This is a genomic window from Corynebacterium flavescens (assembly GCF_008693105.1).
Classification (GTDB): Bacteria; Actinomycetota; Actinomycetes; order Mycobacteriales; family Mycobacteriaceae; genus Corynebacterium; species Corynebacterium flavescens.
Genome location: NZ_VXKK01000024.1, coordinates 1 through 25,296, shown reverse-complemented (window position 1 = coordinate 25,296; position 25,296 = coordinate 1). Strand labels below are relative to the sequence as shown.

21 protein-coding genes are annotated in these 25,296 nt (G+C 59.2%); 15 read left to right on the top strand and 6 right to left on the bottom strand.

Annotated elements, in window-relative coordinates:
• The coding region (locus F4V60_RS04315) for an HNH endonuclease signature motif containing protein (RefSeq protein WP_150387356.1) at positions 1 to 344 on the top strand (344 nt) is incomplete at its 5' end.
• A 266-nt stretch (positions 345 to 610) separates the two neighbouring features.
• Here the strand turns inward: F4V60_RS04315 and F4V60_RS04310 are convergent.
• The gene (locus tag F4V60_RS04310; protein WP_075729492.1) at positions 611 to 2,065 is read right to left on the bottom strand and encodes a glyceraldehyde-3-phosphate dehydrogenase; all 1,455 of its coding nucleotides are present in this window, start codon (positions 2,063 to 2,065) and stop codon (positions 611 to 613) included.
• Between the two features lie 150 nt (positions 2,066 to 2,215).
• On the bottom strand, positions 2,216 to 3,742 hold the full coding sequence (locus tag F4V60_RS04305; RefSeq protein ID WP_084559136.1) for a peptide MFS transporter: 1,527 nt from the start codon (positions 3,740 to 3,742) through the stop codon (positions 2,216 to 2,218).
• A 152-nt stretch (positions 3,743 to 3,894) separates the two neighbouring features.
• Between F4V60_RS04305 and F4V60_RS04300 the strand changes: the two genes are divergently transcribed.
• The 5 genes from F4V60_RS04300 to F4V60_RS04280 all read left to right on the top strand — a co-directional run bounded on the left by F4V60_RS04300 (position 3,895) and on the right by F4V60_RS04280 (position 9,242).
• Positions 3,895 to 5,175, top strand: coding sequence for an adenosylmethionine--8-amino-7-oxononanoate transaminase (locus tag F4V60_RS04300; protein WP_075731060.1), 1,281 nt, complete (start codon positions 3,895 to 3,897; stop codon positions 5,173 to 5,175).
• Positions 5,172 to 5,855 (top strand): dethiobiotin synthase, encoded by a 684-nt coding sequence (bioD, locus tag F4V60_RS04295; RefSeq protein WP_075729491.1) that lies wholly within the window; start codon positions 5,172 to 5,174, stop codon positions 5,853 to 5,855. Before F4V60_RS04300 ends, bioD begins: the two co-directional genes overlap by 4 nt.
• Positions 5,856 to 5,906: 51 nt before the next feature.
• Positions 5,907 to 6,614 (top strand): aminoacyl-tRNA hydrolase, encoded by a 708-nt coding sequence (pth, locus tag F4V60_RS04290; protein WP_084559135.1) that lies wholly within the window; start codon positions 5,907 to 5,909, stop codon positions 6,612 to 6,614.
• Between the two features lie 67 nt (positions 6,615 to 6,681).
• Positions 6,682 to 7,536 carry an SDR family NAD(P)-dependent oxidoreductase gene (locus tag F4V60_RS04285; RefSeq protein ID WP_075729490.1) on the top strand — a complete coding sequence of 285 codons (855 nt, stop codon included), beginning with the start codon at positions 6,682 to 6,684 and terminating at the stop codon, positions 7,534 to 7,536.
• A 74-nt stretch (positions 7,537 to 7,610) separates the two neighbouring features.
• Complete coding sequence (locus tag F4V60_RS04280) at positions 7,611 to 9,242, top strand: peptide chain release factor 3 (protein WP_075729489.1); 1,632 nt, start codon at positions 7,611 to 7,613, stop codon at positions 9,240 to 9,242.
• Positions 9,243 to 9,277: 35 nt separating this feature from the next.
• Here the strand turns inward: F4V60_RS04280 and F4V60_RS04275 are convergent, their stop codons facing one another.
• A complete protein-coding gene (locus tag F4V60_RS04275) occupies positions 9,278 to 10,147 on the bottom strand; it encodes a patatin-like phospholipase family protein (protein ID WP_075729488.1) in 870 nt (289 codons plus the stop codon).
• Between the two features lie 101 nt (positions 10,148 to 10,248).
• Between F4V60_RS04275 and F4V60_RS04270 the strand changes: the two genes are divergently transcribed.
• Positions 10,249 to 10,626 (top strand): hypothetical protein, encoded by a 378-nt coding sequence (locus F4V60_RS04270; RefSeq protein ID WP_075729487.1) that lies wholly within the window; start codon positions 10,249 to 10,251, stop codon positions 10,624 to 10,626.
• Here the strand turns inward: F4V60_RS04270 and F4V60_RS04265 are convergent.
• Positions 10,623 to 11,279, bottom strand: a complete 657-nt coding sequence (locus tag F4V60_RS04265; protein ID WP_075729486.1) for a hypothetical protein — start codon at positions 11,277 to 11,279, stop codon at positions 10,623 to 10,625. The genes F4V60_RS04270 and F4V60_RS04265 overlap by 4 nt on opposite strands.
• 233 nt (positions 11,280 to 11,512) lie before the next feature.
• On the opposite strand from F4V60_RS04265, the gene F4V60_RS04260 reads away from it, so the two are divergent.
• The 5 genes from F4V60_RS04260 (at position 11,513) to F4V60_RS04240 (ending at position 18,371) form a co-directional block, all read left to right on the top strand.
• On the top strand, positions 11,513 to 13,924 hold the full coding sequence (locus F4V60_RS04260) for an MMPL family transporter (RefSeq protein WP_075729485.1): 2,412 nt from the start codon (positions 11,513 to 11,515) through the stop codon (positions 13,922 to 13,924).
• Positions 13,924 to 14,523, top strand: a complete 600-nt coding sequence (locus F4V60_RS04255; RefSeq protein WP_075729484.1) for a TetR/AcrR family transcriptional regulator — start codon at positions 13,924 to 13,926, stop codon at positions 14,521 to 14,523. The genes F4V60_RS04260 and F4V60_RS04255 overlap by 1 nt, the downstream gene beginning before the upstream one ends.
• Before the next feature lie 157 nt (positions 14,524 to 14,680).
• Complete coding sequence (locus F4V60_RS04250; protein ID WP_075729483.1) at positions 14,681 to 15,883, top strand: NAD-dependent epimerase/dehydratase family protein; 1,203 nt, start codon at positions 14,681 to 14,683, stop codon at positions 15,881 to 15,883.
• A gap of 6 nt (positions 15,884 to 15,889) precedes the next feature.
• Positions 15,890 to 17,020, top strand: a complete 1,131-nt coding sequence (locus F4V60_RS04245; RefSeq protein ID WP_075729482.1) for a glycosyltransferase family 4 protein — start codon at positions 15,890 to 15,892, stop codon at positions 17,018 to 17,020.
• Between the two features lie 64 nt (positions 17,021 to 17,084).
• Positions 17,085 to 18,371 carry a DUF6882 domain-containing protein gene (locus F4V60_RS04240; RefSeq protein ID WP_075729481.1) on the top strand — a complete coding sequence of 429 codons (1,287 nt, stop codon included), beginning with the start codon at positions 17,085 to 17,087 and terminating at the stop codon, positions 18,369 to 18,371.
• A gap of 5 nt (positions 18,372 to 18,376) precedes the next feature.
• Here F4V60_RS04240 and F4V60_RS04235 read toward each other — a convergent pair whose 3' ends face one another.
• Positions 18,377 to 19,426 (bottom strand): 3-hydroxyisobutyryl-CoA hydrolase, encoded by a 1,050-nt coding sequence (locus tag F4V60_RS04235; RefSeq protein ID WP_075729480.1) that lies wholly within the window; start codon positions 19,424 to 19,426, stop codon positions 18,377 to 18,379.
• 66 nt (positions 19,427 to 19,492) lie between these two features.
• On the opposite strand from F4V60_RS04235, the gene F4V60_RS04230 reads away from it, so the two are divergent.
• Together F4V60_RS04230 and F4V60_RS04225 are read left to right on the top strand one after the other, a co-directional pair.
• The gene (locus F4V60_RS04230) at positions 19,493 to 20,290 is read left to right on the top strand and encodes an HAD family hydrolase (protein ID WP_075731056.1); all 798 of its coding nucleotides are present in this window, start codon (positions 19,493 to 19,495) and stop codon (positions 20,288 to 20,290) included.
• A 151-nt stretch (positions 20,291 to 20,441) separates the two neighbouring features.
• Entirely contained in the window at positions 20,442 to 23,492 is a 3,051-nt protein-coding gene (locus F4V60_RS04225) for an acyltransferase family protein (protein ID WP_232315981.1), read from the top strand.
• 269 nt (positions 23,493 to 23,761) lie between these two features.
• Here F4V60_RS04225 and F4V60_RS04220 read toward each other — a convergent pair whose 3' ends face one another.
• A complete protein-coding gene (locus F4V60_RS04220; RefSeq protein WP_075729479.1) occupies positions 23,762 to 25,111 on the bottom strand; it encodes an IS256 family transposase in 1,350 nt (449 codons plus the stop codon).
• Positions 25,112 to 25,176: 65 nt separating this feature from the next.
• Here F4V60_RS04220 and F4V60_RS12955 point away from each other — a divergent pair.
• Positions 25,177 to 25,296, top strand: a 120-nt coding sequence (locus tag F4V60_RS12955) for an IS1/IS1595 family N-terminal zinc-binding domain-containing protein (protein ID WP_428840509.1), incomplete at its 3' end; no start/stop codon positions are given.

Here is a 25,296-nt window from a genome sequence, read left to right as displayed (position 1 = left end):
AACGCGCCTGCGCCAACGAAGGGCTTATCACGATCATCAGCCGTACACACGGGCCGGTGGACTTGTACCGCTGTGAGCGCTTCGCCTCAACAAAACAGCGCACGATGCTCGCAGCAGAGCACCCCACCTGCGCGTGGCCAGGCTGTACCACCCCGGCAGAAAGAGGACAGTTTCACCATCTCACGCCGTGGAAGCACGGTGGGGAGACTAACGTTGCCAACCTGGTGACCTTGTGCAACTACCACAACGGGGTTAATGAGGATGATCCGAATGCGCCACCACGCCGCGGGCGCCTTGCCCGCGAAGGCGGAAAGATAATCTGGCAGCCCCCACACACGCACTAGCCGTTAGGACAACCGGCCCAACGGCGACTTCCAGCACCCCAAAACAAACCCCAGTGGGGAAACCAACAATGGGCAGTACTATGACTGTGCAGTGAGCATCATCGCAGGTACGACACCGATCAGTGCAGGTTCAGGCGTCGGCTTCAACAAGGGTAACGTCCCCAGCAGAATCCATGAACACCGTCCCCTTGTTGGTTCTGGCTAGATTCAATGCCTCAACCATTACCTACAAAGGGATACGCTTTTTTGCTATGCGTGGGTGTGCCTTAGAGCTCTAAGGCGGATACGCGCTGCGGCAACACGATGGGACGGGCATCTGCCAGATCCTCAACGATGCGGATGACTTGGTTGGAGTATCCAAACTCGTTGTCGTACCACACGTAGAGCACGAGGTGGTTGCCCGAAGTGATAGTGGCTAGGCCATCCACGATTCCGGCGTAGGTGGAACCTACGAAGTCGGAGGAGACGATCTCCGGGGAGGCGATGTAGGAGATCTGCTGGCGCAGGTCAGAGTGCAGGGATACGTTGCGTAGGAAGTCATTGACCTCATCGCGTTCTACTTCGCGGTCGAGCTCGAGGTTGAGAACTGCGAGGGAGACGTCCGGGGTGGGGACGCGGATGGCGTTTCCGGTGAGCTTGCCCTCGAACTCCGGTACGGCCTTGGCAACGGCCTTGGCCGCGCCGGTCTCCGTCAACACCATGTTGAGGCCGGCGGCACGGCCGCGGCGGTCTCCCTTGTGGAAGTTGTCGATGAGGTTTTGATCGTTGGTGAAGGAGTGCGCGGTTTCAACGTGGCCGTGCTCCACACCGTAGCGATCATTGATGACCTTGAGGACTGGGGTTATGCCATTGGTGGTGCAGGAGGCAGCGGAAAGGATCGTGTCCTCGTCCGTAATGGTGTCGTTGTTGATCCCGTAGACGATGTTCTTGATATCGCCCTTGCCCGGTGCGGTGAGCAACACGCGCGCAATGCCGCGGGAGCGCAGGTGCTGGGACAGTCCGTCGCGGTCGCGCCAGACGCCGGTGTTGTCGACCAAGATGGCGTTGTTGATGCCATAGGACTCGTAGTCGATGTCTGCGGGATCGTTAGCGTAGATCATCTGGATCTTGGTGCCATTGGCCCAGATGACATCGTTGTCCGCATCCACGGAGATGGTCCCGTTGAAGGCGCCGTGAACGGAATCGCGGCGCAACAGGGAGGCGCGCTTGAAGATGTCGATGTCACCCTTCTTGCGCACCACGATGGCGCGCAGGCGCACTCCACCATAGGCGGCCTCGCGGGCGATGAGGATGCGCGCGAGGAGGCGGCCGATGCGGCCAAAGCCGTACAGGACGACGTCCGTAGATTCCTTGTCTACGGCCGCGCCGACGAGGCTGACCAGTTCCTTCTCCAGGTAGTCCCGCAGATCCGCAGAGCCGGAGTCCGCGAATCCGGTGGCAAGGCGGCCTAGGTCCAACGAGGCCGATCCCAAATTCATATCCGCCAATTCCTGCAGGATAGGCAGGGTCTCAGCGGTGGAAAGCTCGCGGTCTGCGATGCGCCGCGCGTAGCGATGAGACTTGATGATGTCGATGTCCGTGATGCCTACCAGCAGGCGGCCATATATGGAGGTAATAACGTTGTTATTGCGGTGCAACTGATGGATGAGCGGAATCATCTCCTGCGCTAGTTCTAGGCGCTTATTCCAATCGTCATGGCCAGCATGTGCGGTCGCAGTCACGTGATTCAATCCTTTGCATGTCATGGGGGTAATACAGCACTCAACCGTAAATAGTAGCGTGAACTACAGTCCGAATTGGAATGGCCAGCCAGACAAAGCACTCAGGACTACCCCCACCTGGTTTCTCCACTTCAGAGACCACACTGCCGCCTAACCGGCGCCGTGAGCAGCCACCCCTGGATTTGTCTGCAGGAAGCGCCGCCTGAAGGAAGGGGCGCTCAAGAGGGTGATAAGTCCCAAGGCCATGGGGATAAGCGCGACGAGAAGAAAGTAGCGCAGCTCCGCCGCCGAAGATTCCGGATCGTAATAGGTAGAGATCCGGCCCGCTAAGGACATCCCTATGGCGAGAGTGAGGAAGTACAAAGCGGAGAATCGCGTGGCGAAAGCACGCGGCGCGTGGTGAGCCGTGGCTGCCATTCCTCCTGGGCCGATGAAGAGTTCGCCGCAGGAAATGAGGAAGATGGCAGCCGGAAGCACCCACAGGGGCGCCTGTTCAGCGTGCACGAAGGCAGCGGGAAGCAGCAACCCCGTCGAGGCAAGGATGAGGCCCCCACCGATCGTCGTGCGCAGTTGCGGTGCGCGACCCCGCAGGCGCGCCCACAGAAATGCCAGGGGCACCGAGCAGCCCAGAATGAATAGGGGGTTGAGGGATTGGGCCCATGCCGCAGGAATCTCGAAGTCTCCCACCCAACGGTTGGTCCTCTCTTGGGCAAATACGGCGAGGACTCCATAGGTCTGGGCTTGCAGCATCCAGAACACCGTGGAACAAAGAAAGAGCGGAATGAAGCGGCGTACCGCCGCCTTTTCTTCCATAGATACGGCAGGGTGGGCCAAAGGTTGCGCGAAGAGCCAGATAGCGGCAAGAACCGTGATGAGCAGCAGCCCACTGGAGACCCTATCGACGCTTACCCAGCCGCGCTGAAACGCAACGATAATCACCAAGATGGCCACAAGAATGCCTGCCGCCCATTGCCACCTGCGGTTGCTTGGCAGGCGCAGCTGCGGGCCTTCCACACGCGCCCTGATGCCGGGACTAAAGGAGGCCAGCATCCGCCGGCGCAGCCCCAGATAAACCCCTAGTCCGATGATCATGAGCACCGCGGCAGCTGCGAACCCGACGCGGAAGCCATAAGCCTTGGACAGCCAACCGGTCAACAGCGGCCCTAGGAGAGCACCGACGTTGATGCCGAGATAGAAGTATTGGAAGGCCGGTCCCGCCTGGGCATTTGCTTCCCCCGTGGAGGAATCTTCCTCGGACCCAAGGACCGTAATGGCGGAAGTTTTTACGCACCCAGAACCCAATGCTATGGCACCCAGCCCACAGATGAGTCCCATCTGTCCGGGGATGCCGGATAAAATGAGATGCCCAGCCGTGACCAGCAGGGCGCCGCCGAGCAGCGTCTTTTCGGATCCCAGGAGCCTGTCGCCCACCCAGCCGCCGGCCCAGGCGCTGAGATAAAGCGCAGCCCCATAGGCCCCCACCAAGGCGGTTGCTTTGGCGCGGTCCATTCCCATCCCGCCTTCAGCAATGGCGAAGTAGAGATAGTAAACCAGCAAGGCCTGCATGCCGTAGAAGCTGAAGCGCTCCCACATTTCGATGCTGACCAAGGACAAGATTCTTATCCGATAATCAGGATGCTTCACTTCCACCCCTGAACGGTGTTCAATTTTCTGCATGGCGATTACCTTACATCGTTCCCGCCAGGTCTATAGTCAGTGCTGAGAAGTTTTTTGAACAGTGTTCATCACCCACAGTTTTCAGGAGCAAGTTTTTGATTCCCCAAGCCACGACCCCCGCAAAGAACGCAGCAGGTGCCGATCCCCTATTTATAGACACCACCTCTGTAGATAGGAAACACCTCTGGCACCCCTATTCCCCACCGGGCACGCTCAACCTGGAGATCACCCACACGGACGGTGTCTACCTCTACGACGCTGCGGGCACCGAGCTTGTCGACGCCATGAGTTCCTGGTGGTCCGCAGTTCACGGACACGGCCACCCCCATCTGGTCGAGGCTGCTACCAAACAAATCACGTCTATGAGCCACGTGATGTTCGGCGGGATCACCCACGAACCAGCCGCCCGCCTGTGCACCCAGCTCATCGCGCTGACGGGCGGAGGCCTTCCCCACGTCTTCTTCTCCGACTCGGGCTCCGTCTCCGTCGAGGTGGCGATAAAAATGGCCATGCAATACTCGGGGGGAATCGGCCACCCAGAAAGGAAGCGCCTGTTGACCTGGAAGTCCGGGTACCACGGTGACACTTTCGAGACGATGAGTGTTAGCGATCCTGACACCGGCATGCATTCCATGTGGTCGGGGCTTATCCCCCAACAAGTATTCGCACCGGCACCGCCGGTACGGGGAAGCTCTGCCGCAGACCGAGACACCTATCTTGCCCAGATGGAGTCCCTCATTGACCCCACGATCGCGGCGATCATCATCGAGCCGATAGTCCAGGGCGCCGGCGGCATGCGCTTTCACGACGCCGAGCTGGTGGCCGGGGTACGGCGTATATGTGATCGACACGGGATCCTGCTCATCGCGGACGAGATAGCCACCGGCTTCGGACGGACCGGCCAGCTCTTCGCCACGCTCTCCAATGGGATAACCCCAGACATCCTCTGCGTAGGAAAGGCCCTGACCGGTGGTTTTATTAGCCTGGCAGCTACCCTATGCACCGCTGAGGTGGCGGCGGCCATCGCCAGCCCGGCTGGAGGTGGGGCGCTGATGCACGGGCCGACCTTCATGGGCAACCCTTTGGCCTGCGCGGTAGCAAGCGCCTCGCTGGATCTCATCGCCACTGGAGCGTGGGAACAACAGGTGCCTGCTTGCCAGTCCGCGCTGGCTGCTGGCCTATCCGGACTCTCTTCCGTCTCGGGGGTGCGCGATGTCCGAGTGCTGGGCGCCATCGGCGTCGTAGAAATGGAGCAACCAGTCGACATCCCTGCGGCAACCATGGCCGCCCGGGGCCAGGGGGTGTGGCTCCGCCCTTTCGGACGCCTCATCTACGTTATGCCGCCCTACATCTCTACCGCAGAAAATCTCCAGCGCATCTGCGCGGGAGTCGGCGCCGCGATCTGTGCAGCGGCCGAAAGGATTCAATCATGAGCTTCATCGTCATCACCGGCACCGGAACCGATATCGGTAAAACCGTCGTCACCGCGGCCGTCACCAGCGTGCTTAGCGCACGCGGCCTCGACGTCCTGCCCATCAAACCCGTACAAACCGGTGAGGTGAGTGGCAGCGGCGATATAGCGAGCGTCGCCAAGCTCAGCAGAATACACGGCCGGGAATGGATCCGCTACCCCGACCCCCTCGCCCCTAATCTCGCAGCCCGGCGCGCCGGGCAACCCCAGCTCGATGGCGACGCTCTCATTCAATGGCTACGCGGGCTCGATGCCCCAGGGCGCGTCGTGGTCATTGAGGGTTCCGGCGGCCTCCTCGTGCGACTGAATGATGAGACCACCATCGCTGACATCGCGCTGAGCCTAGGTGCCCCGCTGCTCATTGTCACTAGCACCGGTTTGGGAAGCCTCAATACCGCAGAATTGACCGTTGAAGCCGCTCGCAGGCGTGGCATCCGCATTCTGGGGCTCGTCGGTGGATCCGTGCCTGCCGAACCAGACCTCGCAACGCAGCTTAATCTAAAGGAGTTTGAGAAGGTAACAGGTGTGGAATTCCTCGGGGCACTGCCCGCCGATTGTGGGAGGCTTTCGCAGGAGGAATTCGCAAGTGTAGCCCGCGGCCTGCGCCTGCCCTTTCTCCCGGGGCTTTCCCCTCTGACATAGAATCGTGGAGGAATAGCTGGTACCTAGAGAAAGCGACGTTACTTCTCCACCATGAACGCAACCTGGGATAAAATCCGCAACCTCTTTACTCGGCTGGCCCGGGGCCCACAGAGTGCACCAGGAACACGGGGGCTAAAGCGAGCACAGTCTCCAGCGCCGCAACTTGATGCCTCAGAGCTGAAAACCCTCGGCATTAGCTGGCTCATCGTGGGGCTGGGTAACCCAGGGCCCGAGTACGCCGCGACGCGGCACAATGTGGGCTACATGGCACAGGATGATGTGCTCGCACGCCAAGGAGATCTCCTAGAGCAAGTAAGTGGCATACCCGCCACCGCTTGCGTGCTGAAACTAGGTAACGAGCGTGCTTTGGCGGTGCGCTCTGCCACTTTCATGAACCTTTCCGGCACCGCCATCGCGCCACTGGCAGAGCTTGTGGACATCCCCGCCGAGCGCATTGTGGTCTTGCACGACGAGCTGGATCTCCCGCCCAATAAGATCCGGCTGAAAAAGGGCGGCAACGAGAACGGCCACAACGGACTAAAGTCCTTGAGCGAGTGCCTGGGGACGCGGGACTACCTGCGCGTGCGCATCGGCATTGGTCGCCCACCCAAAGGCTCCTCGATCCCAGACTATGTCCTCGGACCCGTCGCCGCAGGCGAAGGCTTCGACGAGGCCATTGCCACAGCGGCCGAGGCTGCGGAACTCATCGTCACCGAGGGGCTTGAGATAGCCCAAAATCGCATCCACTCGCGCCACTAAAATCTTCGGGACGGGAATTTCTCACTTAGCCGTGCAGCCGCGCGCCAAGTGCCTATGATGGTCAAATATGACCAACCCGCAGCACACGTCCTTGAACCCTCGCCCGCGCACCATCGTCATCACCGGCGCCTCAGATGGCATTGGAGCTGCGGCCGCCCGCATACTGCGCCGGCGGCGCCCAGCAGACAAGTTGGTGCTTGTCGGGCGCAACCCTGAAAAGACCAAGCGCATTGCGGACGAGGTAGGTGCCGCCTATCACGTAGCTGACTTCGAGTCCCTCGGCCAGGTGCGCGACCTCGCCGACGAGCTCAACGCTCTGCCGGAGATCAACGCCTTAGGCAATAACGCGGGCGGCATTTTTGACGGCCCTTTCATGACCGCGGATGGCTTCGAGCGCACCTGGCAGGTCAATGTCGTCGCCCCCTTTCTCCTGACCTATTTGCTCCGCGAGAAGCTCGCCGCCTCGCAGGCCAACGTGGTGCAGACCTCCTCTATCGCCAACTTCTTAATGTCGGCCTTCGATCCGACCGATCCTAATACCCTGGAGGACTTCAGCGCGGAGCGCGCCTATGGCAATGCCAAGCTGGGGGACATCTTGCTCACGCGCTACCTGCACACCAAGGGCCTTGCCTCGGTGGCCTTCCACCCTGGTGTACTCGCCACCGGCTTTGCGCAAAACTCCACCGGGCTCATGCACACCCTTTATTCCGGCCTGCTCTCCAAGACCTTTGCCAAGCCCTCACAGGGCGGCGACAACTTGGCCTACTTCCTCACCGGCACGCCCGGAATCCACTTCCAGTCCGGGGAGTATTACAACAGCAGGCGTCGGCTCGGCCTACAACGGCCCATCGCAAGAAAGATCAATGTGGCGCGCCGGGTCTTTGATGATCTGGGGCGTCAGCTCAACGCCGAGTGGTCTTAGACGCTTCCACAAGGCTCGCCTCAGGGCGAGCGAGATTGCTCAAATAGTTGTACTAAAGGCTAGAATGACTAGCCATGAGTATCGCCGCTGAAGCCTCCCGCCGCCGCACTTTTGCCGTCATCGCCCACCCCGACGCCGGTAAGTCCACGCTGACGGAGGCTTTGGCGCTGCACGCCCACATCATCAACGAGGCCGGCGCGGTGCACGGCAAGGGAAACCGCAAGGCCACGGTCTCGGACTGGATGGAGATGGAAAAGGACCGCGGCATCTCCGTGGCTTCCTCCGCCCTGCAGTTCGAGTATACTCCCCAGGGCCATGAGGGCGAGCCCTTCATGATCAACTTGGTCGATACCCCTGGCCACGCGGATTTCTCCGAGGATACTTATCGAGTCCTCACGGCAGTTGATGCTGCCGTCATGCTTATCGATGCCGCTAAGGGCCTCGAGCCCCAAACCCTCAAGCTCTTCCGCGTCTGCAAGGCACGCGGTCTGCCAATCATCACCGTCATCAACAAGTGGGACCGCGCCGGACGCGAGCCGCTGGAGCTGGTGGATGAGATTGTCAACGAGATTCAGCTGCAACCAACCCCGCTGTATTGGCCGGTGGGAATTGCCGGAGACTTCCACGGTCTTGCCCATATCAATGATGACGGCGAGGCCGATGAGTACATTCACTTCATCCGCACCGCCGGTGGTTCCACCATTGCTCCCGAGGAGCATTACCCCCCGGAGCAGGCCGCCGCGAAGGAGGACGGCGATTGGGATACCGCCGTGGAGGAAGCCGAGCTACTCGCTGCCGACGGCGCGATCCACGATCAGGAGCTCTTCGAGCAGTGCGTCACCTCCCCGTTGATCTTCGCCTCCGCGATGCTTAACTTCGGTGTGCACCAGATCCTCGATACTCTATGCGCCATCGCGCCCGCGCCTCACGCACGCGAGTCTGATCCTCAGGCCGTGGCGGCCTCGACCACCGCCATCGACGAGGTCCGCGAGGTCACCGATGACTTCTCCGGCGTCATCTTCAAGGTGCAAGCTGGCATGGACAGGAAGCACCGCGATAACCTCGCGTTTATGCGCGTGGTCTCGGGCGAATTCGACCGCGGCATGCAGGTCCATCACGCTCAATCGGATCGCTCCTTTTCCACCAAGTACGCGCTTACCGTCTTCGGCCGCACCCGCGACACCGTAGATACCGCCTATCCGGGCGATATCGTCGGCCTGGTTAACGCCGGCAGCCTGGCACCTGGAGACACGATCTACTCCGGCAAGAAGGTCCAATTCAAGCCGATGCCGCAGTTCGCCCCCGAGGCTTTCCGTATTCTGCGTGCAAAGTCTTTGGGCAAATACAAGGCTTTCCGCAAGGGCTTGGAGCAACTGGCAGCAGAGGGCGTCGTGCAGATTTTGCGCAACGATACTCGCGGCGATGCAGCCCCGGTCATGGCAGCCGTCGGCCCGATGCAGTTCGAGGTCATGCAGGCGCGCATGGACATCGAGTACAACGTGGAAACCATTACCGAGCCTATCCCCTACTCCGTGGCGCGGCGCACCGATGCCGAGTCCGCACCGCTGCTGGGGCGCCAGCGCGGGGTGGAGATCTTCACCCGCACCGACGGCGAGCTCATCGCGCTCTTCGGTGACAAGTGGAAGCTTGCCTTCATTGAGAAGGAACACCCCGAGCTAACTATCGAAACCCTCGTGGCCGATTAAGGGCTCATCTCTCTCCCTCAGCCCTCGATGAGAACTTAGCCGGCTAAGAATTCTCTCCACGCCGGCCATTCCTTCTCGGTTTGATCGACTCCGGCCTGAAAGTTGGCTCGTAGCTTGGCCACATTGCGCTCAGTCGATGCCACGTTCATGTGCCCGGGGAAGAAAAGCTGGGCAGAGCCCTCGCGCTCAAGCTCGAGGAGCGCATCTTTAGAGGCGTTATAGCGCGCAGGGCGGGCTATCAAAGCGTCTGCGATTGCCGGATTCTTGTAAAATATCCGCCGCACCATTGTCGTTCTGGATACTCGGGGCCGCACATAATCGCGTGGCTTTGTTCCAATAAACAGAAACCTCTTCATGCCTGCCGCTTGGGCCTCGCGCAGGCTAATTCCCCCAGTTTCCCCCAGCGCTCCGTCTACGTAGGGAACGGAATCGATAACGCGCATCGGCATGATGAGCGGAAGCGTAGAGGAGGCACGCACTCGCATGAAGAGGTCTGCGGGAGTTTTTGCATCCTCGCGCCCCCAGTGGACTGTCTCGCCGGTATCGGCGCGGGTGGCGGCGATGTCGAAGTCGATGGGATTGGACTGAAAGGTCTTCCAGTCAAAGGGCAACTCCTTGTCCGCCGACTTTTCATAGATGAACTCGGCATTGAAATAGCCGGTACCCCGAAATAGCGAACCAACCCCGCCGAAGCTGGGGTTATGGGCGAAGTCGGTGAAGGATTCTTCCGCGCGGATAATGTCCTTAGACAGGTAGTTCACGGTGTGTGAGGCCCCTGCGGATACACCGCCAACCCAGCCGAAACGGACTTTCTCGCGCAAAAGCATGCTCACGCAGGCAGCGGTATAGGAATTGCGCATTCCCCCGCCCTCGAAAATGAGTGCTGTATCCCGTGCATCAATCATGGCGCCCAGTCTAAACCTCGGCTCCGCCGCCCTGCGGCGTCTGGTGACGACTGGAGAGATGGAAAAAGCGCACAGTTTCGCAAAGGCTAGAATCATTGCTTATGGATTTCGGTGCGACTTTAAAGAAGCTCCTCGGACGGCCCTCGCAGCGGCTAGCTCACGCTGATGGCAGCGCCCGCCACGTAGAGGTCGATGCGCTCGAGGTGCACACGGCTGAGAGCATGGTCATCGTCACCGTGGATCACTACGCCGCCCAATACTTGGTGGACATGGCACGAACAAGAGCCTCCGTGATCTTAAAAGCAGGCGACACTTCGGCATATTTTTCCCCCAGTTCACGCGTGGATACCCCAGTTGTAGATCCCAAACGCGGCTGGATAATCTCGCTGAGCCCCGCGGAGCGCGATGCGCTTCAGAAACTTGAAATTCAGCCGGGGGCCTATGAGCTGAGCCCACGGCTGGGACTCATCATTTCCTAGAGCATGCTGATGCCCATGATGACGAGGATTATCGCTATGGCGTAGCTTCCAACCTGGGATACCTTCTCCTTGTTCTCCTGCACGCGGGCAAAGAGACTTCCCGCCCAGCTCTCCGGATAGGAACGCACGAGTCCGACAAAGATGGCGACCATGGCCGGCAGTGAGAGCGCCAAGGCGGCATAGAGAAATAGCGCCACGTAGCGCAGCCAGAGCGAGAGATCTACCTGCGAAAGATAGATAAGCCCCGCAAAGAAGGGACCGGAAGTAATGGACTGAGCGGCGCCCAGCACGAAGCCGGTGGCAAAGGTGAGCCACGAGGCTGAGCGCAAAGGCGTGAGCAGCCGGCTGGTCAGGGCGCTGGATTGCCCGTCCCTTTGCAGCCAGGTCATGGCAGCCGCGGCGAGACCGAAGACGATGAGCACAAGTCCGAGGATCGGCGTCTCCATGAAAGCATCGACGTAGTGCTTGAGCTTGTCGAGCACCACCATGGTCACTGCCGCCAACGCAAAGACGCCACACCAATCGCCGAGAATGAGCAGCGGTGCTACTTTTTTATACTTTCCACGCGGCAGGATCACGCCGAGCGCCACCACCACGCCGATGAGTAGGGCGTTGATGGAATCCATGAGAGCAAAGGCAACGGCGTGGAGCATAGGAGAAGTCTACATAGGCGCTTTGGGGCCTCAACAGCTTCACCCCAGGCATCACTTCGTACCCAAGGTGTGAGACCACTCACTGCTGTTTCACACATTGTGCAAATTTGCGTACAATGCGCAAGATGGCAGGTAGTGCGACTCATGCTCCAAGGAGATCACACAAGAAACCAGCACATCAGACTTCACGCTCTAAGACCATAGACGACTAGAAACAAGGAAACTCCGAACATATGTCAATGTTCCTATACAGGCTCGGAAGCTGGTCCTATCGCAGGATCTGGCCATTTTTGGCCTTCTGGCTCATCGTGCTTATTGCACTCGGCGGACTCGCGGGTGCCTTTGCCAAGACCCCGAATCCCTCCTTCGCCATGCCAGAAATGGACTCGACCATAACGCAAGACAAGATGGCGGAACGCTTTGGCACGGAGGGCGACGTCATGGAGGCCCCTGAGGGTAGCATCGTCGTACAGGCCCCCGCAGGAGAGAAGCTCTCCGATCCTGAGATCAGCGCCGAGGTCGATCAGATGATCACCGCCCTGCAGGACACGGGCGCACTCAAAGAGCAAGATGCGATAGTCAATCCCGTGCTGGCGGCTGCAGGTATGCAGCAGCAGATGACGGAGCAGATGGCTGCCCAAGGAATTCCGCAAGATCGGATCACCCAAAACCTAGAACAGCTCTCCCCGCTCAGCTCGGACGGTCGGACCGGCACATTGAGCATCGTCTTTGATGCGCCGTCGGTGATGGAAATCACGGACGAGGATATGGCTTCGGTCACCGATATTCTCAAAGACTACGACGCCAGCGATCTCACGGTGAAATACCAAGGCAATGCTTTTGCCTCCACCGGTGAAATGAACATGACCTCCGAGCTCATCGGTTTAGCTGTCGCAGCCATTGTCTTGCTCATCACCTTCGGCTCCTTCATTGCGGCGGGCATGCCGCTTATCTCTGCCGTCATCGGGGTGGGTGTCGGCCTCCTCGGGGTCCAGTTAGCCACGGTATTCACAGACTCGGTATCTTCGATGACCCCGATGCTGGCGTCTATGATCGGCTTGGCCGTGGGCATCGACTACGCGTTGTTTATCGTCGCCCGTTTCCGCAATGAGCTCATTACTTCCTCGGGTCTCAACGATTTAGATCCGAAGGAACTGGCCGCCCAACTACGCGGGATGGACAAGGCCACCCGCGCCCATGCCATGGGCATCGCCTTAGGCACCGCCGGTTCCTCCGTTGTCTTCGCCGGCACCACGGTGGTTATCGCCCTAGCCGCCTTGACCATAATCGGCATTCCATTCTTGGGCACGATGGCCATTGCCGCAGCTGCTACCGTAATCATTGCCGTCCTAGTGGCGCTAACTTTCATCCCAGCCTTGCTTGGCCTTCTGGGAACGAAGATTTTCGCCGCACGTGTACCTGGGCCGAAGGTGCCGGATCCTGAGGATGAGAGCCCCACCAAGGGTCTGCAGTGGGTACGCCGCGTGCGCGCCCACCCCTCGGTCCACCTCATCAGCGGAGTCGTTCTGCTCGGGATCCTTGCTATTCCGGCCGCCAACCTAGCGCTAGCCATGCCTACCGATGGCACGGCGAAGCCCGGCACACCGCAACGTGACGCCTATGAGTTAACAGCTGAGGCCTTCGGCGAGGGAAAGAACGCGCCCATGGTCGCTTTTGTTGACGCCGCTAGTATCGCTGAACAAGATCGCCTTCCGGCTTTCCAAGAGCTATTGGAGGACTTCAATTCCACTGACGGCGTCGACAATGCCCAGATCATCGCCACCACCGATAACGGTGACGCGGCGCAAATGCTGATCACTCCGACTACCGGCGCAACCGACGAAAAGACCACGGAAACCCTCGAACAACTGCGTAGCTTCCAGGCCGATTTCGAGTCTTCCACCGGCGCAAGCTTCGGCATCACGGGCATCACCCCAATTTTTGATGACATCTCGGAACGTCTGAGCAACGTGCTCATCCCGTATATTGCCATCGTTTTGGGGTTGGCGTTCATTGTCTTGATGCTGGTGTTCCGTTCCCTCTGGGTTCCGCTCATCGCGGCTCTCGGCTTCGCCTTGTCCATGGCCGCCACCTTCGGCATCACTGTCGCCATCTTCCAGGAAGGCCTGTTTGGGCTGGTCGACGATCCCCAACCGCTGCTGTCCTTCCTTCCGATCATGCTCATCGGCCTGACCTTCGGCCTAGCCATGGACTATCAGGTCTTCCTGGTGACCCGCATGCGCGAAGGATTCGTCCACGGCAAGACTGCAGGCAACGCCACCTCGAATGGCTTCAAGCACGGTGCCCGGGTGGTTACCGCCGCCGCCCTCATCATGATCTCCGTGTTCGCGGCATTCATGCTCATGGATGAGCCCTTCATCAAGACCATGGGCTTTGCCTTGGCGGCAGGCGTGCTTATCGACGCCTTCGTCGTACGCATGATGATCATCCCCGCCACCATGTTCCTGCTCGATTCTAAAGCCTGGTGGCTACCGAAGTGGTTGGATAAGATCTTGCCCAACCTCGACATCGAGGGCGAAGCCTTAACCGCCCAGCGCGAGTCCCTGCAGCAGCTGCAACGCGATAAGGTGGAAGGGAACAATAACGCGGTTTTAGCCGTAGATGGTGCTGTTAAGGAGGCCTAGTGTCTAGTTTGCGAGAGACCAAGAAGATGGCTACCCGTCAGGCCTTGGCCGATTCCGCGGCGCTCCTCGTCATGCGAAGCGGCCCCGAGGCGCTGACCGTGGCCGACATTGCACACAATGCAGGGGTGTCTCCGCGGACTTTTCATAATTACTTCTCCTCGGCGTCGGGTGCCTTGTTCTATTTTGCGGCCGGAGTCGTCGAGAAACTGATGACTCAGTTACCGGAGATGTACCCTCAGGCCACGATAAACGAGTTCTTCGAGAAACTCGTTCTGGATGTTCTCGGTGATACGAATGAGGAATTACATTCACTGCCCACCCTGTTTTTCATCAGCCAGGTGATAGAGAATCTCCACCAGTCGGAAGAGGAGAGGCACAAATACCAAGCAGTCGCGAAGTCCGTCTTCGACGCATTTCGCAACCGGGAACCCGAGTTTGGAAGCATAGAGCTGTCAGTCATTATCGACGCCCACATCGGAACATGTAGCCTGATAATGAAGCACATCAGCTCGTGCGCTCAAGAAGGCGAGCCTCTCTCCGAGCAAGATCAAATGGATTTCGTTCACCGCGCCTTTGCCGGACTTCGCATGATTTTTTAGCCCTCATGGCCAATACCCCGGCTCGGCTCTCCTACGGAGCCGAGCCGGGGTATTGTCGTACCCGGTGCTTTTGCGGCGGTACCGGGTACTGCCCAAAAGTCTCCTCGGTAGTGCACCCCGGGTGCAACGACGAGCATGAACTTTGGAGATCATAACAGTGAAGATTGCGGTACTGGGCGGCGACGGATTCTGCGGATGGCCCGCTTCGCTCTATCTCTCGGAGCAGGGCCATGAGGTCACCATCATTGATAACCTCTCGCGCCGAGGCATCGATGCGGAGCTAGGGGCTGATTCTCTCACCCCTATTTCCTCCATCGAGGAAAGACTCGCTGCTTGGCGGGAGGTGAGCGGCCGCAGCATTGGCTACCACAGCATCGATGTTGCCCAAGACTACGATGGCTTGCTTGATTTCTTCCGAGAGGAAGAACCGGGAGCGGTCATCCATTTCGCTGAGCAACGTGCAGCGCCCTATTCCATGAAGAACTCTCAGAACAAGCGCTACACGGTAGATAACAACATCAACGCTACCCACAACGTGCTCGCCGCCATCGTTGAATCCGGGCTCGACATCCATGTGGTGCACCTGGGAACCATGGGGGTCTACGGCTATGGCACCGCCGGCATGGAAATCCCAGAGGGCTACTTGGACGTCTTGGTTGAGGTCCCCGGCGGCAAGCAGGTCGAGCAATCCATCCTCTACCCCTCCAACCCAGGCTCGGTCTATCACATGACTAAGGTGCTCGATCAGCACCTCTTTGCCTATTACGCCAAGAATGATGAGCTGCGTGTGACTGACCTTCACCAGGGAATCATCTGGGGAACGCATACGAGCCAGACATCGCGGGATGACAGGCTCATCAATCGCTTCGACTATGACGGGGACTACGGCACTGTCCTCAACCGTTTCATCATCCAGGCCGGGGTAGGTTACCCGCTGACTGTGCACGGCACCGGCGGGCAAACCCGCGCCTTCATTCACATCAGCGATATGGCGCGCTGCATCGAACTCGCCCTAGAGAATCCGCCAGCCCGGGGTGAGCGGGTCAAGATCATCAACCAGATGACGGAGACTCATCGCGTGCGTGATCTAGCCGAGCTGGTCTCCCGCTTTTCCGGCGCGCGCATAGAACATGTACCCAATCCACGGAAAGAGTCAGCGGAGAACGAGCTCTACGTATCCAATAAGACCTTCCTCGAGCTCGGCCTCAAGCCCACGACTTTGTCTGAGGGACTCTTGCGCGAAATCGAGGAGGTAGCGATAAAGTACGCCGACCGCGTCGATCTCAGCAAAATCCCCGCGCAGTCCCTCTGGACCAAGGAGCAGGCAGCCGGGGTTCCACATGATTCTCGCGCTGTCTAGGAACTCATGCGCATTGCACTTGTCACCGAGGTCTTTCTCCCCAAGATCGACGGCGTTGTCACACGCCTGACAAACACCCTCCAGCACTTGGCTGCGCTGGGGCACGAGGTGGAAGTCTTCGCCCCAGGCAAACCGCCTGCCTCCTATGCCGGTTTCAACGTCAACTCGATACCTAGCATCCCCTTCCCCGTCTATCCGGAGATTAGGATCGGGTTTCCCACGTGGCGTTTCTTCCGCAAAATCCGCGCCTTCGACCCCGATGTCATCCACGTTATCAACCCCATTTGGACTGCGGCTTTGGGGGTGTTCGCAGCCCGGCGCGACCGTGTACCGCTGGTGGCAAGCTTTCATACCAACGTCCCCGAATACGTCGAAGCGCTCGGAATCGGCTGGACTCGGCCCGCAGCGTCGGCCGCCATCCGCTACCTACATAATCAGGCAGCAGTCAATCTCTGTACCTCTGGCCCCATGGTTAAAAAGGCCCAGTCGATGGGGCTGCGCAACGTCCAGCTGTGGCCCAAGGCAGTAGACACTGTTAACTATCGCCCGGACAAGGAGGATCCTCGCATGCGCGAGTTACTCAGCGGAAACCATCCTGAAGCCCCGCTCATTGCCTATATTGGTCGAATCTCGAAAGAAAAGGATCTTGCGCGCCTTGATGACGTCATGCGTCAGGTGCGGCGGTCCTTGCCGCAGGCGCGGCTGGCCATGGTCGGTGACGGTCCATATCTCCAACAGCTCAAGGCAGATTTCGACCCGGAACACACCTACTTTGCCGGATACCTCTCGGGAGAAGATCTCGCCGCGGCCTTTGCCAGCGCCGATGTCTTTGTATTCCCCTCGGCCACGGAGACCCTCGGCCTTGTGGCTTTGGAGTCCTTCGCTTCCGGAGTCCCTGTCATCGGCACCAACGCCGGGGGCATTCCTTTCGTTGTTGAGGATTCCCGCACGGGGCTGCTGATGGATGCAGATGCCCCGAACGAACGCTGGGCGCAGGCTATCGTAGAACTACTATCTGCCCCAGAGCGCAGAGCGCAGATGGGCGCTGCCGCCCGCGCGGAGGCGCAGCGCTACTCATGGCTAGAATCGACCAAGGCTCTTGTCTCCGCATATGAAGAGGCTGTAGCACTTCAGTAGCACTTCAGTAGTCTAGAAACCAGTAGCAAGAGCAGTCGAGATAAAGAGTTAAGGAAGAGATCCTATGAGCACTGCCTCCCCGCGCACTCTCGCCGAATTACTCTCGGCAGGTGCCTTCATTCAGGCCGGCATCGACTCGGACTTTCGGGCCTCCCTCGGCGAGATTCACGGAGTGGAGTTCAATTTCTTGAGCGCTGGTGCCGAGCAGCCCCCAACTGAACCTACTGGACCTGCTGAGCATGCCTCTGCGAGCGCAGACGGCAATGGATTAGAAGTAAACCAACTCGTGGAGGTTCGGGTTCATACTCCCCGCGGCGCGCGTGACTTCCGCGGCGTCCGGCTTGCGGTCATCGAGGATGAGACATGGCACTGGGCCACCTCCGCAACAAACGTTTATGACATCCCGGAGCTTAAAGAGCCTCAGCCCTATAGCGAATACCTAGTCCAAGCGGCGCGCTGCATCGTGGGGGGATTGCCCATCTTCATCGCCGAACAAGACGGGGATGCTTCAACTGCTTCGCCCATGAGTGCACGCCGCGCTGCTATCGCAATTGTTTACGAGGCCGGTGCCCTTCCCCCGCGTGATTGCATCATGGCCGGGATCGAGGCTTATAGCGGGCTCATCGATGAAAGAGCCGCCCTGCTCGGCCTTGCCGAAAAGCTACAGTTAACTGTCCAAATAAACGGCGACTACATGCAGCTTTTTGATGGCACCACGGCGCGCTTTAGCCCCATGGATTCGATCGACGGCTCCCGCCTCATTTCCCTTAACGGTTCGGCATGGGGCCTCTCCCCCTATCACGTGCTCGCAGACTCCCATTACATGGCCGTCGAGCAGCAGCTTTTTATCAACGGGCGCTATCCTGGCCTGCAGGCACAGCTTGACCTCGACCGCGGCAAGGCCTGGCTGAGCAACCAGGATTTAGGATTCGAGGCGGATGCCTTTGTCATCGCCACAACTACCGCACAGGAATTCACCTGGGCGTGGGCCGATCGAAACTTGGAGGGCTCCCCAGCAGCGGCGGCCTCGCATAATCTCCACCGCTTCGGAGCCGATCAAGCGATTCCAGATCTGGTACGCCCCCGGCTGCCGTTGAGCTGGGCTAAGCAAGCGGCCTTGCCGCACCTGGCTATGCCTATCTTGGGCGTTTTTTCCCTGACCAGTGTCGCGCTCGACGCCGAGACCACAGCACTCGTCCTCGTGTCCGCTCCGGAGTTATCGCTACCTGAGCCAAGTGAGGCAGCCATCGCGGCGACCCTCGCGGTGGCTGTCCCCCAGGGTGTGGATGAAAAGCGTGCGCGGGCGTCTTATGCGCGCCTGCGCGGAATAGAGTTACCCCAGCTTCCTTAAATTCTCTAGCTGCGGGGATTAAGGGCCGCCCGAATGGAGTCCACGTCGACGTCCTCACCTCGGACAGGGCTGAACTTCGCATCGGAGCTCTTGTCCACCAATACCGCGCGGATGCCCTCGGCGAAGTCATCGCGGCGGTACATGAGCTTTCCTAGTGCCTTTTCGAGTTCTAGGCCCTCCCGCAGGCTGACCTCCCCGGACTCCGCATGGAACAACTCGAGCGAAGCAACGATTGACGTCACGCAGCCGGAAGCGGTGAGCTTTGTCAGCAACTCCGCGAGGTCCGGATGCGCTTGAGCAGCAGCACAGATCTCCGGCCACGTCTCGTGAGCAAAGGCCTCCTCAATGGCTGGCGCCAACGTGGCGAGGGGAGCTGGCTCCGCGGGCTCGGTGGCGTGCTTGTCCACGGCCGCTTCGATGCCCTGCTCGATAGCATCAGCCACAAACCCCTCCGGATCACTAATGACGGAGGTTGCCAGTCCGCTCCACAGCATGTCTGCGGCGTACATGCGGTATCCGGTCAGAGCCCAGAACTTCGCTATCTCCGGCGAGGCCACCCCACGAGAGCCCACCATGCGCTGGGACATGTGTGCCACACCGACGTCGGTGAAGTATCCAATAGCTGTCTCCGGCATGGAGGCAAAAGCTTTCTCGGTGACAATGCGGTGACTACCGTGCGCCGAAATGCCCAGGCCACCGCCCATCACAACGCCGTCGATTAGCGCGGCGATGGGCTTGGGGTACTCACCAATATCCGCATTGGTGTCGTACTCGTGGGCAAAGAAGTCATCCACCCCGTCCACGTGCCCGCCTAGAACGGCATCGCGCGCATGCCGGACGTCACCGCCGGCACAAAAGGCCTTGGGGCTATTGGAAAGAATAATGATCTGGGTGATGTCATCATCACCTCTCCAGGCGTCAAGCGCCGTGGCGATGATGCTCACCATCTCCGGGTTTAGTGAGTTCAATGCGCGCGGGCGATTGAGTTCGATCACTCCGGTATGGTGGCGGGTGTAGGTCAGAACTGGTGCTTCAACTTTTTCTTGCAGAGACATGAAGTCCAGTGTTACACATCACTAAGCAGTTCACCAAGAGAACTGGATCATAGATTGGTAGTTGTCTTGATTCCCAAGCTCATTGCACTCGATATGGACGGAACGCTACTCGATAAGGAGGGGAATCTACCCCCGGATTATTGGGAACTCAATGAGCTTGCCGCGCGGCGCGGCGCTATCCTCGTCCCCGCTTCGGGCCGCCAGCTTGCCACCCTGCGCGCGATGTTCCCACAGGGCTGGGACTTCATCGCCGAGAATGGCGCGGTTATCGTCCACGACAATGAGATCATCGGCACCACGGAGCTCCCTCCTGCCGCCGTATCCGCGGCCCTTTCCGCCCTTTCCACGGTAGAGGTCGCGCACACTATTGTTCTGTGCACGCCAGAGACCGCATTCGTGGAGGAAGGCACCGGGGAAGAAGCCCTCACAGAGATCAACAAGTACTACCGCTCGCTCACCCGGGTTGATGATCTCAATAAAGTAGCGAAGACAGGCGTTATCAAAATTGCCGTCTTTTGTGCGCAAGGCAGTGAGGCTCATGTGGCCGCGCCCATCCGCGCCGCCGTCCCCGAGCACAACGTCGCAATCTCCGGCGCTGTGTGGCTCGATGTCATGGCCCAGGGCGTCAATAAAGGTATCGCCCTGGAGAAGATGGCAGCATTAATCGGTACCCCTTTGCAGGAAACAGCGGCCTTTGGCGATTTCCTCAACGACTACGAGCTTCTCCACACCGCCGGACTGGCCATTGCAATGGAGAATGGCCACCCGAAGCTCAAGGCCATAGCTGACATCATTGCCCCGCCCAATACCGAGCACGGCGTAAGTACTGTACTGCGCCAGCTCTTAAGCCCCGAGCAAGAATAAGAATCAGCTTCTGTATTAACTACAAGAATCTGGGAGTAGCCCGCTTTCTACTTGGGGCTGGGGAGCACTCCCCTATCTTTAGGGATCTATTCTGAGTGCGCGATAACATTACTCAGTTGTCATTTTTTAGTTTGTATTGGGGAGAATTATTGTGAAGCGGTTCCTGCGTTCTTTGCTGGGTCATCCCCGTAAATCAGCGTCTAGCACCGCAGATGCCCCGCGTTATGCGCCCGTGGGGGATCATCCCGAAGGAGAGGACTCGGCAGCAGCCCGAGGCACGTCCGCCACAAATGAGAAGCCGGCACCGGATTCCGGTGAGCAAGCTCAGAAGAAGCCTGAGCCACATCCCATTCCTACCCCCAAAGAGGTGGCTGAGCGCACCCAAGAACTACACAAAGCTCAAGGTGCCTCCCCCACTTTGCCTGCCAAAAACTCCCCCTCTGCCGATCTCTCGGACGTGCGGAAAGCTGCGCGCCCTAATCCGGATAACTCCCCCTCCGATAAGCTTCCGCCGCGTCGGCGCAAGGACGCTCCTGCCGCCGGAGCGAAAGCCACCGTTATCCCCTCAGGTTCACGCGCTACAGATGCACACGCTGCTGAGTCCTCATCGAACGCAGTGCTTGCCTCTAAGGCTGTGCCTGCCGCCGCAGACGAATACAAGGATTCTCGCCCGGCTGACACAGCGCGAAAGACTGCGCCTAGAACCTCTTCGCCTCAGACTTTGCCTCATAGGACCGCATCTTTTAACCCCACCACCCCCTCGATTCCGAGTGTCGCAGCCAAGCGCTTTTCCCTTCCCTCTCAGGCATCAACCATGCCCACTTCAGGCATTCAGCTTCCAAAAGTGCGCCCTCCAAAGGCTGTCAGGCCTGCAGCGCCCACGGAGCTTCCATACCCTGAGCGAGGACTACAGCCGGTAAAAGATTCTGCGGCCCCCGCGGTGAAGCCTGCAAAGGCAGCTACTGAAGTCGCAGCTAGACCCAGAGTTGAGCCCACCGTGGTGCCGCCAGCGCAAAAACCTATAGACGGTGCGAAGGATGCCGCCCCGGATTCTGTTCCGGAAGTCCCCCCGGAGGCCTCTCCTGCGGGAAGCATTTCGCGGGCACTTGCACGTCGCTCCCAGCCGGTAGGCTCCCCCACTGCCCGGCAGTTGAAGGCTGACAAGAAGACACGATCCCGCAAACAGCGCGATGTTGCCCCCCAACAGGATGCGGTCAAGAGTTCGGCGCCTTCACCTGCGCCTGCCCAGCGCAAGGCCGATGTCGCTTCGTCTGAGCCGGAAGCGCTGGCTTTTCCTGCTGAAAGCCAAGCTGTACTGAAAAACAAGCGTGCCCGCCTGCGCCAGGTCAAGTCTCTTGACGGCGTGCGTGGTCTAGCGGTTCTGGCCGTGGTGATTTATCACTTCTTCGGCGATGTGCTGCCCGGCGGCTATCTCGGCGTCGACATGTTCTTTGTACTCTCTGGATTTCTCATCACCTCCTTGCTGGTGCGTGAGTTTAGGGTCAGTGGGCGCATCAGTCTGCGAGACTTCTGGTTACGGCGCTTCCGCAGGATCCTGCCCGCAGCCATCATCGTGCTTTTTATCTGCACAGCGCTCGTCTCTGCCATTGGCGGCGACCTCGCCGTGGGCATTCGCCAGCAGTTCTTCGGCACCTTGTTCTTTGTCAATAACTGGACACAGATTGCCACCTCGCAGTCTTATTTCGCAGAGAACGAGGTGCAGGTATTCGCCCACTATTGGTCACTGGCCGTCGAAGAGCAGTTCTATGTCATCTGGCCACTGCTCATTTTCGCAGTTTTCCTGCTTTCCAAGCGCTACCCGCGCCGCGGTCCTATTGTTCTAGCTTTAGTCCTTGCCATTGCCTCCGGCATTGCAATGGCGCTGATCTATACTCCGGGCGATGACCCAACCAGGGTCTACTACGGAACCGATACTCACGCCTTTGGACTTCTTATAGGCGCAATCCTTTCGCTCCTGGTGACCTCCTTGCACCGCGACCCGCATGCTGACTCCTGGCCAATCGGCGACAAGCGAATCTCCGCATTCGCCGGAGCCGTGGGGCTTTTTGCCACGGTCGGATTCGTTGCTCAGCTTTTCCTCATGGGTGCCGACCTCGACTTCACTTACCGCGGGGGATTGATCCTCACCAGCATTCTGGGCGCTGTGATGATTTGGGGCGTTCTGCACGAGACCGCCCCCTTGCGCATTCTTTTTGCTAACCGCGTCATGCGGTGGTTCGGCCAACGCTCCTTCTCCCTCTACCTCTGGCACTGGCCTTTGATCATGATTTTGAAGGCGCTGTTTAACACCGACCCCGCCCATGACCGTTCCACACTGCTCGGGCTTATATGCCTGCCGCTGTCTTTCCTCTTGGCGGAAATTACCTATCAGCACGTGGAGAATCCCTTCCGTCGCGGCGGATTCAACAAGACGTGGAATGGCTACTGGGCTTCCCGTCCCAGCATCGACGAGATTCACGCTGCGTTCCGCAAGGTGGCGTGGCCGGTGGTCCCGGTTCTCGTGGTGGCAAGCATCGCCGGCGTTGTTTATGGGGTCATCAACTCGAATGACAAGACACAGCTCGAGCAAGAACTAGATAAGTTGCAAGAGCTCAACCAATCCGGCGCTACCGCCCCGCAACATCCAGTGACAGCGCCGCCGACCACCGAAAATAGAGCCCGGCCGCTTCCGCAGGGCAGCGACATCACTGCTCTCGGTGACTCCGTCATGCTCGCATCGAGCCAGGCGCTCAATGCTCGCTTCCCTGGAATCTACATCGACGCAGATGTCTCCCGGCACTACTCCGCCGCCATCCCTATTATCGAGGGAATGAAGCAGTCTGGCACTCTTCGCTCTACCGTATTCCTGGGGTTTGGTACGAATGGCGCGGGCTTCCCTGGCCAGCTCGATGAGCTTATTGACGCCATTGGCGGCGACCACACCATCGTCCTCTCTGTCCCCTACGGCGACCGCGATTGGATGCAGTCGGCGCGCACCGAAGTCGTGCAAGAAGCCCAGGCACGGGACAATGTCTACATCGCCGACTGGTGTACCCGTGCGACTCAAGATCAGACGCTGCTGTATTCGGATGGGGTGCACCCGGAAGGTCGCGGCGCCGATGAGTACGCCCTCGCCTTCCAGCAAGCGCTGGAGCAGTACTCCAACCACGAGAAGAGCACCTCGACGGCCTGTACCATTTAAGATCCCGTAACGATCAATGAGAAACCCGCGAGCACAGTCTTGAGATTGCACTCGCGGGTTTCTGGGGCTAAGGAGCAGGAAGTGTGTCTGGATTTTGCTCTTTGCACTGGTAAGTATGTATAAATGCCGGTTTTATATTCCCTGACGGAATATAAACGCCCGAAAGCCGGCCAATACCGCGTTTTAGGCCAAGAATATGCTAACGGCTACGGTTTCCTATTCTTCAGAGTGTGTCAAGTCTTTTGTGTATGAGGGCTTGAATTAATTGATCAGAGGTAGGGCTCGAAACGTTCCGGATACGCCACGATCAGCTGGTTGAGTGCCTGCTTCCAGTTCGTCGTCTTTTTGCCTTCGACCAGACGGCCGGACTCGGGTTGCTTGACAGCTCCTTTCTCCTTCTTCGCCCGTCGGGCAGCGCGCTTGTCCTCGATGTTGCAGATCGTGAGCCACAGGGTCTTGATCGCGGATTCATCGTTGGTGAACTGCACCCGGTTCCGGGTGGCTTTGCGCACCTCGTTGTTCAACGACTCAATCGAGTTCGTGGTGTAGATGACCTTGCGCACCATCGGCGGGAACTGCAGGAACGGGATAAACCGATCCCACGCATTGACCCAGTTCGCGACCGCCTGCGGGTACTTCTTTCCCAGGGCACTATCGGCAAACGCCTGCAGCGCCTCCCACGCGGCGTCCTCGTCGGTGGCGGTGTAAACCGCCTTCAATTCGCGGGAGACCTGTTTGCGGTCGGAATAGACCACGAACCGGTTCGCCGCCCGAATCAGGTGCACCACACAGGTCTGGATCATCGAGTCCGGCCAGGTCGCTTCGACTGCCTCGGGCAGGCCCTTGAGTCCGTCGCAGCAGACGATCAGTACGTCCTCGACCCCACGGTTGGCTAGATCAGCGCAGACGTGCGCCCAGAAAGCCGCACCTTCAGTCGCCTGGATCCAGATACCCAGGACGTGTTTGATGCCGTCGAGGTCCACTCCGACGGCGAGGTAGGCGGATTTGCCGATCACGCGGTGGTTGTCGCGGACCTTGATGCGGATCGCGTCGAGGTAGATCACCGGATAAAATGAGTCCAGCTGGCGTTTCTGCCAGATCATCACCTCATCTAAGACAGCGTCGGTGATGTTGCTGATCGTCTCGTGCGACAGGTCGGTACCCAGCGTGGTGGCCAGGTGGTGCTGGATATCGCGGATGGTCATCCCACCGGCATACAAGCTGATGATCTGCTCATCTAAGCCACCGAGCCGGCGAGAGCCTTTCGGTACCATCTTCGGGATAAAGGAACCGGCCCGGTCGCGGGGGACGTCGAGGTCGATCGGCCCGTAGGTGGTGTCCACGGTCTTCGGGTAGGTCCCATTACGCGAGTTCGTCGATGCGGTCTCCTGCCGGGCTTCGCGGTCGCCTTTGGCGTAGCCGAGATGGGCGTCGAGTTCGGCGGACAGCCCGCGGTTGAGGCTGGCTTGGAGCAGACCTTTGACCAGGTCGTCGGCGTTGTTGGTCGAGCCGGCGAGCTCATCGATCAGCCCGGTCAACTCCTCGTTTTCGAGGAACTTCTCGGAGATCGTCTTTATGCGGTCAGCGTCGTTGTGATGTTTTGGTGCCACGCTAGTCATGATGGCTTACCTTTCGGTTCGGGGTTAGCCGTTCACACACAAACCATCTGACACTCTCATTCTTCATGCTCAAAAACCGGCCTCTATGCCCCGTCTGCGCAGGGGAAATGAAGAAAAACGGCACGACGTCCAAAGGCACAACCAGATGGCGATGTAAAAGCCCCCACTGCGGGGCCTCCACGATT

Excerpts from the sequence above, each read along its gene's own strand:
- F4V60_RS04305 (WP_084559136.1), bottom strand. The coding sequence starts at position 3,742 with ATGCAGAAAATTGAACACCGTTCAGGGGTGGAAGTGAAGCATCCTGAT.
- bioD (WP_075729491.1), top strand. The coding sequence starts at position 5,172 with ATGAGCTTCATCGTCATCACCGGCACCGGAACCGATATCGGTAAAACC.
- pth (WP_084559135.1), top strand. The coding sequence starts at position 5,907 with ATGAACGCAACCTGGGATAAAATCCGCAACCTCTTTACTCGGCTGGCC.
- F4V60_RS04285 (WP_075729490.1), top strand. The coding sequence starts at position 6,682 with ATGACCAACCCGCAGCACACGTCCTTGAACCCTCGCCCGCGCACCATC.
- F4V60_RS04280 (WP_075729489.1), top strand. The coding sequence starts at position 7,611 with ATGAGTATCGCCGCTGAAGCCTCCCGCCGCCGCACTTTTGCCGTCATC.
- F4V60_RS04275 (WP_075729488.1), bottom strand. The coding sequence starts at position 10,147 with ATGATTGATGCACGGGATACAGCACTCATTTTCGAGGGCGGGGGAATG.
- F4V60_RS04270 (WP_075729487.1), top strand. The coding sequence starts at position 10,249 with ATGGATTTCGGTGCGACTTTAAAGAAGCTCCTCGGACGGCCCTCGCAG.
- F4V60_RS04265 (WP_075729486.1), bottom strand. The coding sequence starts at position 11,279 with ATGCTCCACGCCGTTGCCTTTGCTCTCATGGATTCCATCAACGCCCTA.
- F4V60_RS04260 (WP_075729485.1), top strand. The coding sequence starts at position 11,513 with ATGTCAATGTTCCTATACAGGCTCGGAAGCTGGTCCTATCGCAGGATC.
- F4V60_RS04245 (WP_075729482.1), top strand. The coding sequence starts at position 15,890 with ATGCGCATTGCACTTGTCACCGAGGTCTTTCTCCCCAAGATCGACGGC.
- F4V60_RS04240 (WP_075729481.1), top strand. The coding sequence starts at position 17,085 with ATGAGCACTGCCTCCCCGCGCACTCTCGCCGAATTACTCTCGGCAGGT.
- F4V60_RS04235 (WP_075729480.1), bottom strand. The coding sequence starts at position 19,426 with ATGTCTCTGCAAGAAAAAGTTGAAGCACCAGTTCTGACCTACACCCGC.
- F4V60_RS04220 (WP_075729479.1), bottom strand. The coding sequence starts at position 25,111 with ATGACTAGCGTGGCACCAAAACATCACAACGACGCTGACCGCATAAAG.